Here is a 10,849-nt window from a genome sequence, read left to right as displayed (position 1 = left end):
GTCGGGGTCGCCCCCCACGCCGAAGCGGTCGCGCAGGTCGGCGAAAAGGGCCAGGTAGGCCCGCACCCGCTCCTCGTCCAGCGACAGGCCAAAGGCGGCCGCGCCCGACGCGCCGGCCGGCTCCAGCCGCAGCGAGCCGTTCACGTGCCCGCGCGAAAGCTCGGCGCGCAGCCACTCGCGAAACTGCGGCTCCCACTTCGCGAGCGAAGGAGGGGTGCGAAAGTTTACGCTCAGGTGCCGGTGGTTCACGGTGCGGATCTCCACGCGCAACGTTCCCGCCGCCGTTTCCCGCGCCGCTTCCCCGAACCCCGTCATGCTCCGGATCATCGCGCCACCGTAAGAGGGAGGGCAAGTTTACCCCGTGGCCGCACCGCCGTCAATCCGTTGACATCCGGCCAAACGCTCGTCAAACCCGCTCCGGCCCAGCATTTCCGCCGTTTGCGCCCCCCGCCGTCCGCCGCGGATGAGTGGCGATCGTCATCCACCCCGCCCCGCCCCGCGGCCGAAACCGCGAACCCTCCCCCGCCAGTGGCGAAGGAGGGTCCGGCCGCCGATGGGCACGGCGCGTCAGTCGCGAAAGAACCAGCGCACGCCGAACAGGGCGCGCGCGCCGGGAAGGGTGAGCCCGGGGATGTCCGCGGCGGAGCGGCGGTTCAGCACGTTCTCGAAGCGGTAGAACGCCCGCACGTCCAGCACCCGGATCTGCACGAATACGCTGGAGATGGCGTACGGCTCCGTCACCGCGGTCAGCGTCCCCGTCTCCGCATCCACCGAAAGGGCCCGGTCGCGGGCCAGGATTTCCGCCCGCAGCGTGGGCTCCAGGTTGCCGGAGCGGTACACGCCGTGGAACTCCAGCGCCGCGCGGCCAAAGCGGGCCGGCGTGTACGGGCGCTCGGGGACCGCGAAGAAGTCCGTGTAGTGCGCGTCAAAGCGCAGCTGGCGCCAGTAGACGGGGACGGAGGCGTACGCCTCGATCCCGGACACCGTGCTCCCCCCCGCCGGCGCGGCGCCGCGGTCGAACTGAAAGCCGTACGGCGCCACGTCGCCCAGGTCGTGCACCACGAACGCCGCGCCCGCCTGCACCGTCCCCCGGTTCAGCTCCGCCCCCGCCCGCAGCGCCACCAGCGTGGGGGTGATGCTGGGAAAGCGGACGACGGGAACGGTGTCCAGCGCGGGGATGGAGGGGTTGACGAGGCTCCCCAGGTTGCGGACGACCTCCGTGGTGTCCTGCCAGTAGCGGATGGCGCGCGTTCCCGTGGCCGCCTGCCCGAAGAACGAGATCCCCCGCCACGCCCCGGTGCGCGCCGCGCCCTCCAGCTCGATCCCCGTCGACCCGCCCCAGCTTCCCGCGTGCACCTCGCCCCAGGCGGTCAGCGCGCGCCCGGGCGTGACCTCCGCGCGGGCCGAGGCTTCCAGCCCCTGCGCGGCGAAGCCCTCGTCGTCCACCGCGCGGTACCGAAGGGCGCCCTCCAGCCGGCCTGCAGGCACGTCCGCCACGGCCCGCGCGTACCCCTGCAGCGCGGACCGGTCGGGGGAAATGCTGTCCACCCCGTCCGGGCGCTGAAAGCTGCGGCCGACGGCGCCGTCCAGCCAGATGGGCCCCGCGAGCCGGCCGCGGGCGCGCAGCAGCAGCTCGCCGCGGTCGTACGCCTCCACGGGGAGCGTGGCCCGGTTGCCGCCGGAAAGGACGGTGCGCTCCGCGTCCACGGCCGTCGTGCGGTACTCCACCTCCACGGCGCGGTCAACGCGAAAGGCGTAGCTCAGCCGGCCAAAGCCGGTGTTGGCGCTGAACGGCTCAATGCGGCGAAACCCGCCCGTCTCCGACACGTCAACGCCCACGGTGACGACCATCCGCTGCCCCAGCGGGCGCGAAAAGAGCCCGCGCAGAATGCGGGTGGCGTAGTCGCCCTCGCCGCCCTCGATGAGCGCGAACGGCCGCCGGTCCGTCAGGCGCAGCGTCTGGATGTCCAGGCGGATCTCGCCCAGCCCGCGGTACACGCGAATGGAGGCGATGTCGATGAGCGGAATGCGCTGCAGTTCCGGCGACGACGCGCCGAACGAGGGCAGCTCCCATCCATCCATGAACACCCGCAGCCGCCCGCCGCCACCGCCAAAACTGGCCGCGCCCGCCGGCCGCCCCGGGCTTCCCTCGCGGGTGATGACCACGCCGGGAATGCGGTCCAGCAGCTCCAGCAGCGACAGGCCGTGAAAGCGCGCCAGCTCCTCCGGGCCGTACACCCACACGCCCGGCCCGAACCCGCTCTGCCGCGGCTCAGAGAGGAGCGGAAAGATGGGCGCGGGCAGGGTGGAATCCGCGGGGACCGTGTCCGGCGCCGCGCGGTCCGGCATGGTGTCGCCGCGCACGTTGGGGTCGCGGATCCCCACGCTGTCCCGCCGCAGCGTGTCGCGGGGCACGGGGTCCTGCGCGCGAAGCTCCGCCGCGGCGAACAGCGCCGCGGCGGCCAGGGAAAGGAGCGCGGGGAGCCCCCGCCGGAGCAGGCGCGGCGTCATGCGGGGGCGGACGCCTCCCGCCGCGCGGCGCGCGCCATCACCCATTCCACGAAGATGCGGGTGGGCACGCCGGTGGAGCCCTTGCTCAGGTAGCTGATCTTGCCGTCGCCGTACGCCGTGCCGGCCACGTCCAGGTGCACCCAGGGCCACTCGCCCACGAACTCGCGCAGAAACCACGCGGCGGTGATGGTCCCCGCCGGGCGCCCGCCGCTGTTCTTGATGTCGGCGTAGTCGCTCTTGATCTGCTCGCGGTAGTCGTCGAACATGGGGAGCGGCCAGCAGCGCTCGCCCGTGGCCTCGCCGGCCGCAACCACCTCGTCCAGCAGCGCCTGGTCGTTCCCCATCACCCCGGTGGCGGCGTGGCCCAGCGCGATCACGCAGGCGCCCGTCAGCGTCGCCGCGTCCAGCATGGCCGCGGGCTCAAAGCGCGAGGCGTAGGAGATGGCGTCCACCAGGATCAGCCGCCCCTCCGCGTCGGTGTTCACGATCTCGATGGTCTTGCCGCCGCGCCCGCGGACGATGTCGCCCGGCTTCATCGCCTTTGATCCCAGCAGGTTCTCGCTGCTGGGAACGATGCCGACCACGTTGATGGGGAGCCCCAGTTCGGCGATGGCCTGCATGGCGCCCAGCGTTCCGGCGCCGCCGCACATGTCGAACTTCATGTCCTCCATCCCCTGCGCGGGCTTGATGGAGATGCCGCCGGCGTCAAAGGTGAGTCCCTTCCCCACCAGAACGAGCGGCTTTTCGCCCTCCGCGCCGCCGCGGTGCTCCAGCACGATCAGCCGCGGCTCCTGCGCGCTCCCCTGCGCCACGGCCAGCAGCGCGTCCATCCGCTCGGCCCGCATCTCCTCGGGTCCGAGAATCGTCACGGACATCCCCGTCTCGCCCGCGATGCGCTCCGCCGTCTCGGCGAGATACGTGGGCGTCGCCACGTTGCCGGGCAGGTTGCCCAGCGTGCGCGCCAGGTTCTCGGCGCGGGCCACGATCTCGCCGACGCGCGCGCCCTCCGCGGACTCGCCCTGGTCCGCGCCTTCGGGAAGGAGGAGGACGGCTTCGTCCAGCGCCACGCGGGCGGGGGCGGCGGGGTCTTCGCTCTTCCACTCGCGGAAGTCGTAGGCGCCCAGCACCAGCCCCTCGGCCACGGCGCGGGCCGCGTCGCGCGCGGGGACGGCGGAGGCGGGGAGGGCGAAGGCAAGCGAGGCGGCGCGCGACTTGGCCGCCTGCTTGGCGGCGCTTCCCGCGGCGCGGCGCAGGCGTTCGGGGGTGAGGTCCGCGCCCTTGCCCACGCCCACCAGCAGCACGCGCTTGGCCCCGGTGGTGCCCGCGGCGGGGAACACGACCACCGTTTCGCCAAAGGTGCCGCGCAGGTCGCCACGCGCCAGGAGCGCGGCGAGCTGGCCGCCCATGGCCTCGTCCAGCGACACGAAAGCGGCGTCCTGCGTGTCGCCCTGCAGCACGGGAAGGGCGAGCAGGGGCGCCGGGTGCCGCGCCACGTCCGCGCGAAGGGCGGAGATCTTCATACGGTCAGCGGAGTCGGTAAAGGAATGCAGAGATAACGGAACGGAAGTACCCAGTGCCCAGGTTCAAGTGCCCAGGGTGCCGGAGAACGGCGGCCGGAAGCCGGACCGCCGAACTCACACAGAGCACCGGGCACTGGGCACTGGGCATTGGGCACTACTCCGTTCACCCCATGTTCTCGATGATCTTCCGGCCGAACTCCGAGCACGACACCTTGGTGGCGCCTTCCATCAGCCGCTCGAAGTCGTACGTCACCGTCTTCTGGCGAATGGCGCCCTCCAGCCCGGCAATGATCAGGTCCGCGGCCTCCGTCCATCCCATGTAGCGCAGCATCATTTCGCCGCTCAGGATCACGGAGCCGGGGTTCACCTGGTCCTTGCCCGCGTACTTGGGCGCGGTGCCGTGCGTGGCCTCAAAGATGGCGTGGCCCGTCAGGTAGTTGATGTTGGCGCCCGGCGCGATGCCGATGCCGCCCACCTGCGCCGCCAGCGCGTCGCTCACGTAGTCGCCGTTCAGGTTCAGCGTGGCGATCACGTCGTAGTCCTTGGGGCGCGTCAGGATCTGCTGCAGAAACGCGTCGGCGATGCTGTCCTTGACCACCATGCGCCCGGCGCTCTCCGCCTCCTTCTGCGCCGCGTTGGCCGCGTCCTCGCCCTGGTCGGCCTTGATGCGGTCGTACTCGGCCCAGGTGAACACCCGGTCGCCGTACTCGCGCTCCGCCAGCTCGTAGCCCCACGTCTTGAAGGCGCCCTCGGTGAACTTCATGATGTTGCCCTTGTGCACCAGCGTAAGCGACTTGCGCTTGTGCGTCAGGGCGTAGTCCAGCGCCGAGCGCACCAGGCGCTCCGTGCCCTCGCGGCTCACCGGCTTGATGCCGAAGCCCGACGTTTCCGGAAAACGCACCTTGCGGTAGCGGCCGGCGAACTGCTCCTGCATGAGCGCGCGGAACTTCGCGGCGTCCTCGGTGCCTTCCTCGAACTCGATGCCGGCGTAGATGTCTTCCGTGTTTTCGCGGAAGATGACCATGTCCACGTCGCCCGGGCGCTTCACGGGGGACGGCACACCCTCGAACCAGCGCACGGGGCGCAGGCAGGCGTACAGGTCCAGCTCCTGGCGCAGCGCCACGTTCAGCGAGCGGATGCCCCCGCCTACCGGCGTGGTGAGCGGGCCCTTGATGCCCACCAGGTATTCGCGGAAGGCGTCCAGCGTGGCCGAGGGGAGCCAGTCGCCCGTCTGGTGGAACGCCTTTTCGCCGGCCAGCACTTCCATCCACACGATGCGGCGCTTCCCGCCGTACGCGCGCCGCACGGCCTCGTCAAAGACGGGCTGCGAGGCGGCCCAGATGTCGGGCCCCGTGCCGTCGCCCTCAATGAAGGGAAGGATGGGCGCGTCGGGGACGTTGAGCCGGCCCCCGCTGATGGTGATGCGCTCGCCATCGGTGGGCGCGGACGGACGCTGGTCGCTCGCCATGGTCGGTATCGAAAGGATGGTCGTGGTGTGGTGAGGGCGGGGAGCGCGTCCCCGCCCAAACGAAAGCGGGGCGCGGCGGGGGTGCCCGCCGCGCCCCGAAGAGCGGTGCAACCCGCCGGATCAGCGCTCCGCGAGCGGCGTCACCTTGCGGTCGCGCGGCCCGATGTAGTCCGAGCCTGGGCGGATGAGCCGGTTGTCGGTGTACTGCTCCATCAGGTGCGCCGTCCACCCCGGCATGCGGGCGATGGCGAACACCGCCGTGAACAGGTCCATCGCGATGCCCAGCGTGGAGTACACGGACGCCGAGAAGAAGTCCACGTTGGGGTAGATCTTCTTCCCCTTCTTTTCCATCTCTTCCGCCATCACCGCGCGGATGCGGTCCGACAGGTCCAGCCAGCGGGTTTCGCCCGCCTCGGCCATGATCTTGTCGGCCAGCTCGCGCAGCACGGTGGCGCGGGGGTCCGTGGCCTTGTACACGCGGTGGCCAAAGCCCATCACCTTCTTGCCGCCGGAAAGGGCGTTGCGCACCCAGGCGCCCGGGTCCTCGCCGCTCTGGTCGATCTCGCGGAGCATGTTCATCACCTCCACGTTGGCGCCGCCGTGGCTGGGGCCCTTGAGCGTGCCGATGGCGGAGGTGATGGCGCTGTACACGTCGGCCAGCGTGCCCGCGGTGACCCGCGCGGCAAAGGTGGACGCGTTCATTCCGTGCTCGGCGTGCAGCACGAGCGCCACGTCCATGGTGCGCACGCGGGTCTCGTTGGCTTCCTCGCCGTTGAGCATGTACAGGAAGTTGGCCGCGAAGCCCAGCCCCGGCTTGGGGTCCAGCGGCTCCTTGCCGTTGCGCACGCGGTCGAACGCCGCCACGATGGCCGGCGTCTGCGCGGTCAGGAACATGGCCTTGTGGCGCACCGACTCGGGAGTGATGTCGTCCGCATCCGGATCAAACATCCCCAGCGCCGACACCGCGGTGCGCACCGCGGCCATGGGATCCGCATCCTTTGGATAGTTGCGGATCATCTCGACGATCTCGGGAGCCAGCGTCGCGTGCTTGCGCATGTGCGCGCTGAACTCCTCCAGCTGCGTGGGGGTCGGCAGCTCGCCGTTCCACAGCAGGTAGCACACCTCCTCGAAGGTGGTGTTGCGGGCGAGGTCGTCGATGTCGTACCCCGCGTAGATCAGTTCCCCCACCTCGCCGTTGATGTCGCTCAGCCTGGACTGCGCGACGACGACTCCCTCGAGACCCTTGGCAGCCATTTCAGCTTTCTCGGACGCGATTGCGAAAGTACATTTTCCGGCCTCCGCGGGGCCGGGAGCGCGCGTGGAGCGCAGCAGGGTCCGGGCCAGCGGAAGTGCGGCAACATAGCAACGCCCCGGAACCCCCGCAAGCACGCGGCCAGCGGCGCGGAGCATGCGCAAGGCCCCGTCGCGCCCACTTTTTCTCCCCTCTCACGGCAACGCTTTTGGAGTCGGCGAGCGACGCGGAACTGGTGGCCATGGTCCTGGACGGCCAGACGGGCCGGTACGAGGTCCTGGTGCGCCGGTACCAGGAGACGATGTACCGCCATGCCCTGGGAATGGTGGGGGACAGCGACACCGCCGCGGACCTGGTGCAGGACTCGCTCGTAAAGGCGTACAGCCGCCTGGGCACCTGCGACCCGGACCGCTTCGCGGCCTGGCTGTTCCGCATCCTGCGCAACCGCTGCAAGGACTGGCTCAAGAGCCGCCGCCGCCGCGACGTCTCGCTGACGGACCAGGACGTCCCCGCGTCCCCCGCGCAGGACCCGCTGCGCGAGCTGGAAAGCGGCGAGGCGGGGCGCATCATCCTGGACGCGCTCTCTCAGCTTCCCGAGGGGCAGCGCGAAGCGTTCCTGATGAAGCACGTGGAAGGGCGCAGCTACGAGGAAATGGCCGAGATGCTGGGCGCGGGGGTGAGCGCGCTCAAGATGCGGGTGATGCGCGCGCGGGAAACGCTGCAGGCGCTGCTGGGCGATCGCGTGTAGCGCTCCGTGCGTCGCGGACGGCTTCCGAGTCGGACAGTTCCGGAAGACGGGGGCGGGGCCAGACACGCTTCGCCGTGAGCGGAATGCCGCTCACGGCGAAGTGCGTTCGAGACCTGGGTGCGGGAGCGTCAGGCCGGGCGGGCGGAGCCGTCGGCTTCGCGCGGGTCGGCGTCCACGCCGGCCGCCTCGTCGCGGGCGCGGGCGTGCTCGGCGCACAGCCGCGTCTCGGGAATGACCTCCAGCCGCGCCATCTCGATCTGCTTGCCGCAGACGTCGCACAAGCCGAACTGCTCCGGCTCCTTGTACAGCCGCCCCAGCGCCTCGTCGATGGCGTACAGCCGGCGGCCCTCCACCGTGGCCATCAGGAACTGCTGCTCCTGTTCCTGGTGCTCGCTGGCGTAGTCGGCCATGTGCTGGTCCATTCCGCTCAGCTCGCCCGTGCGTTCACGCAGTTCGTCGGACATCTCGTCAAAGTGGCCGATGGAGTCCAGCGCCCGCTTGCGCTCGACCAGCAGCCGCTTCTCGATCAGGCTGCGCTCGTTTTCCTGAAGCATCTGGGTTACGTTCCGGTCTGGTGAAGGGCGGTTCGCCGCCCCTGCCGCACCCGCGCTCGTCAATCTCCGTGCCTGCCCCGCGCAGCCCAGCCTCCGCTCCCGTGCCCGACGCCCGCCCGCGCTGGTCCGCCCCCTTCCCCGGCCTGGCCCTGGCCGCCGCGCTCACCGTCGCCGCATGGGCGCTGCAGGCGGCGGAGACACGCCTGTTCGGCCACCCCGTCATTGAGGCGATCGTCCTGGCCATCCTGCTGGGGATGATCGTGCGCACGGCGTGGAAGCCGGGGCCGCGGTGGGAACCGGGGATCAAGCTGGGTGCCAAGCAGGTGCTGGAGATTGCCATCGTCCTGCTGGGCGCGTCCGTGAACCTGCCGCTGCTCATGAGCGCCGGCGCGCCGCTGCTGATTTCCATCCTCATCGTCGTCGTGGGCGGACTGGCGGCGGCGTACGGGCTGGGGCGCACCCTGGGGCTGAACCCGCGGCTGGCCACGCTCATCGCCTGCGGCAACGCCATCTGCGGCAACTCCGCCATCGCGGCCGTGGCGCCGGTGATCGGGGCCGACAAGGAGGATGTCGCCTCGTCCATCGCCTTTACCGCGGTGCTGGGCGTCATCGTGGTCCTCACCCTGCCGCTGCTGATTCCGCTGCTGGGGTTCAGCGACTACCAGTACGGCGCGCTGGCGGGAATGACGGTGTACGCCGTTCCGCAGGTGATCGCCGCCACCTTTCCCGTCAGCGCGCTCAGCGGCGAAGTGGGCACGCTGGTGAAGCTGGTGCGGGTCCTTCTCCTGGGCCCCATCGTCGTTTTCTTCAGCCTGCGCAATCGCAGGATCGGGGAGCAGAAGCTGTCGGCGGGGTCGCTGGTCCCCTGGTTCATCACCGGCTTTCTGGTGCTGGCCATGCTGCGCTCCGTCGGCCTGATCCCCGCCGAGGTCGCCGGCCCCGTCCGCGAGGTGTCGCGGTGGATGACCGTCATTGCCATGGCGGCGCTGGGACTGGGCGTGGACGTGCGGGTGCTGGGCAAGGTCGGAGGCCGCGTAATCGCCACGGTCACGGGCTCGCTGGTGGTCCTCATCACCCTGAGCGCGCTCCTGATCCGGTTCTTCGGCATCGGCTGATCGTCTATCATCCATGACATAAGAGCCCGGCACCTCGCGCGAGGTGCCGGGCTCCTTCTGTCACCTCATGCCGAGCAGCCGCGGCGAAGGTGCCAGCCGCTCACCAGAACGGGCCAGAGCAGCCACGCTGCTCCCAGTCCGTACACCACCGGCGGCGTGTGCCGCGGCCCGCCGCCCACGTCCGGCGCGTGAGCGGCAATCCACGTACTCACGCCGTACAGCGCGAGCCAGGCCGACGCACCGGCCCCCGCGCGAGCGCCGGGCCGTATGACGGGGCCCCATGAGGCCGCCGCCAGCGGGATGGCGAACAGGCTCCAGGCCTCAAACGCATCCGGCGCCTCCAGGAGCAGGCCCAGATACCACGTCGCCACGCCGTGGTGATGATCCGCGGCGAACACGACCCACAGCGGTCCAAGAAGCGCCCACAACGCGAGAAGCCCGCGGCGTGGCCAGACGAGAGCCGCGATCCCGATGACCGCCGCCCACACCGCCACGATCGGCAGTATTTCGACGGGATCGTGTCCCGCGGCGGCCACGCCGACCAGCGCGCAACCGGTTCCGGCGGCGAGCGCGAATGCGGCGGCGCGAGCCGATGCGGCAGGAACCGGGACGGCGGATGAACCCACCGCCTTCGAGGATGATGTCATCTCAGCCAACTTCCGGGTGACAGCGTGCGGCGCATCGGCCCCCGGCGCGAGGGCGGGGGCCGCACTACGATACCTCCGCACGGCTTCGGATCCAACGAGGCAGCAAGGAACGGCCCGCCCGGAAACTCCGGGCGGGCCGTTCTGAACCGCGCATGATAAAGCCGCGGAACTACTTGGTGCGGATGACCGACAGCGCGAAGGGGCTGGTGGGGATGGCCCCGCCGGAGAGCGCCGTTACGAACCCGAAGGTGTTGGCCGGCACGCTGAACCGCACGTACGCCGTGCCGCCGCCCGCCGAATAGCTCAGCGTGAGCGGACTGCCGCTGGTGAGCGCCCGCACCTGCAGCGGGTAGAAGGGTGCGGTGGAACCGCCAAGAAGCGTATACCACGCGCGGAAATTCCAGCTCGTGATCGTGTACATCGAGGCGGCGCCAATGCCGGCGTCGTCCGCGTACATCGCCGTTCCCCAGTCGCGCACCCACGGCACCGGATCCGTGCCCAGCGCGGCCTGCAGGTTCGTGGTGCCCGACTGCTTGGAGTTCGCAAGCGCGTACCACAGCGACGAATCGTCGCCGTTGATGCGGTCCGCCGCGTACCGCAGGAAGGCCCACACCGAGCCGCGCGTGGCCAGAACGTCGTTGCCCTTGATGGGGCCGGAGGTATCCGGCCGCATGATCCAGGTGCGCAGGCGGCCGATGTTGGCGCTGGCGTACGTGTTGTACGCGTTCACCCGCTTGCTGCTGGCCTGGATGCCGGACACGGCGTTGCTTCCCGGGCCCACGTTGGAGCGCGGGACCATGCCCGAAGCCCGGTAGAACATCAGCTCCTCGGCGATGTGGCTGAGCCCCTCGTTGAGCCACACGGTTTCAAAGCTCTGGATCCCGGACACGTACACGCGGCGCGACGCGTTGATCAGGTGCTGGAACTCGTGCGCAATGGTGCCCACCGAACTGGCTGATCCGGTGCGCATGCTGGCGACCGTGCGTGCGTTGCCGTTCACCACGCCCGTGGGGTCCGGCACCAGCATGTAGAAC

9 protein-coding genes and 1 pseudogene are annotated in these 10,849 nt (G+C 70.5%); 2 read left to right on the top strand and 8 right to left on the bottom strand.

Going from position 1 to position 10,849, the window contains the following annotated elements:
• The 5 genes from VF665_RS20545 to VF665_RS20525 form a co-directional block, all read right to left on the bottom strand.
• Positions 1–327, bottom strand: a 327-nt coding sequence (locus VF665_RS20545) for a YicC/YloC family endoribonuclease (protein ID WP_331055335.1), incomplete at its 3' end; no start/stop codon positions are given.
• A 240-nt stretch (positions 328–567) separates the two neighbouring features.
• Positions 568–2,511, bottom strand: coding sequence for a TonB-dependent receptor (locus tag VF665_RS20540; RefSeq protein WP_331055334.1), 1,944 nt, complete (start codon positions 2,509–2,511; stop codon positions 568–570).
• On the bottom strand, positions 2,508–4,031 hold the full coding sequence (locus VF665_RS20535) for a leucyl aminopeptidase (protein WP_331055333.1): 1,524 nt from the start codon (positions 4,029–4,031) through the stop codon (positions 2,508–2,510). Before VF665_RS20535 ends, VF665_RS20540 begins: the two co-directional genes overlap by 4 nt.
• Positions 4,032–4,194: 163 nt before the next feature.
• Entirely contained in the window at positions 4,195–5,499 is a 1,305-nt protein-coding gene (gene icd, locus VF665_RS20530) for an NADP-dependent isocitrate dehydrogenase (protein ID WP_331055332.1), read from the bottom strand.
• Positions 5,500–5,619: 120 nt separating this feature from the next.
• On the bottom strand, positions 5,620–6,753 hold the full coding sequence (locus VF665_RS20525; RefSeq protein WP_331055331.1) for a citrate/2-methylcitrate synthase: 1,134 nt from the start codon (positions 6,751–6,753) through the stop codon (positions 5,620–5,622).
• Positions 6,754–6,959: 206 nt separating this feature from the next.
• Between VF665_RS20525 and VF665_RS20520 the strand changes: the two genes are divergently transcribed.
• Positions 6,960–7,499 (top strand): RNA polymerase sigma factor, encoded by a 540-nt coding sequence (locus VF665_RS20520; RefSeq protein ID WP_331055330.1) that lies wholly within the window; start codon positions 6,960–6,962, stop codon positions 7,497–7,499.
• A gap of 128 nt (positions 7,500–7,627) precedes the next feature.
• Here VF665_RS20520 and VF665_RS20515 read toward each other — a convergent pair whose 3' ends face one another.
• Positions 7,628–8,053: a TraR/DksA family transcriptional regulator gene (locus tag VF665_RS20515; RefSeq protein WP_331055329.1), complete on the bottom strand. Its 426-nt coding sequence runs from the start codon at positions 8,051–8,053 to the stop codon at positions 7,628–7,630.
• A 101-nt stretch (positions 8,054–8,154) separates the two neighbouring features.
• On the opposite strand from VF665_RS20515, the gene VF665_RS20510 reads away from it, so the two are divergent.
• Positions 8,155–9,168: a YeiH family protein gene (locus VF665_RS20510; protein ID WP_331055328.1), complete on the top strand. Its 1,014-nt coding sequence runs from the start codon at positions 8,155–8,157 to the stop codon at positions 9,166–9,168.
• Positions 9,169–9,233: 65 nt separating this feature from the next.
• Here the strand turns inward: VF665_RS20510 and VF665_RS20505 are convergent, their stop codons facing one another.
• Together VF665_RS20505 and VF665_RS20500 are read right to left on the bottom strand one after the other, a co-directional pair.
• Positions 9,234–9,824 carry a hypothetical protein gene (locus VF665_RS20505; RefSeq protein WP_331055327.1) on the bottom strand — a complete coding sequence of 197 codons (591 nt, stop codon included), beginning with the start codon at positions 9,822–9,824 and terminating at the stop codon, positions 9,234–9,236.
• Positions 9,825–9,984: 160 nt separating this feature from the next.
• Positions 9,985–10,849: pseudogene (locus tag VF665_RS20500) on the bottom strand (hypothetical protein); the annotation flags it as partial.

This window comes from Longimicrobium sp. (assembly GCF_036387355.1).
Taxonomy (GTDB): domain Bacteria; phylum Gemmatimonadota; class Gemmatimonadetes; order Longimicrobiales; family Longimicrobiaceae; genus Longimicrobium.
The sequence above is the reverse complement of the archived record's forward strand: the minus strand, read 5'-3'. Positions and strand labels throughout refer to the sequence as shown.

Excerpts from the sequence above, each read along its gene's own strand:
- VF665_RS20540 (WP_331055334.1), bottom strand. The coding sequence starts at position 2,511 with ATGACGCCGCGCCTGCTCCGGCGGGGGCTCCCCGCGCTCCTTTCCCTG.
- VF665_RS20535 (WP_331055333.1), bottom strand. The coding sequence starts at position 4,031 with ATGAAGATCTCCGCCCTTCGCGCGGACGTGGCGCGGCACCCGGCGCCC.
- icd (WP_331055332.1), bottom strand. The coding sequence starts at position 5,499 with ATGGCGAGCGACCAGCGTCCGTCCGCGCCCACCGATGGCGAGCGCATC.
- VF665_RS20525 (WP_331055331.1), bottom strand. The coding sequence starts at position 6,753 with ATGGCTGCCAAGGGTCTCGAGGGAGTCGTCGTCGCGCAGTCCAGGCTG.
- VF665_RS20515 (WP_331055329.1), bottom strand. The coding sequence starts at position 8,053 with ATGCTTCAGGAAAACGAGCGCAGCCTGATCGAGAAGCGGCTGCTGGTC.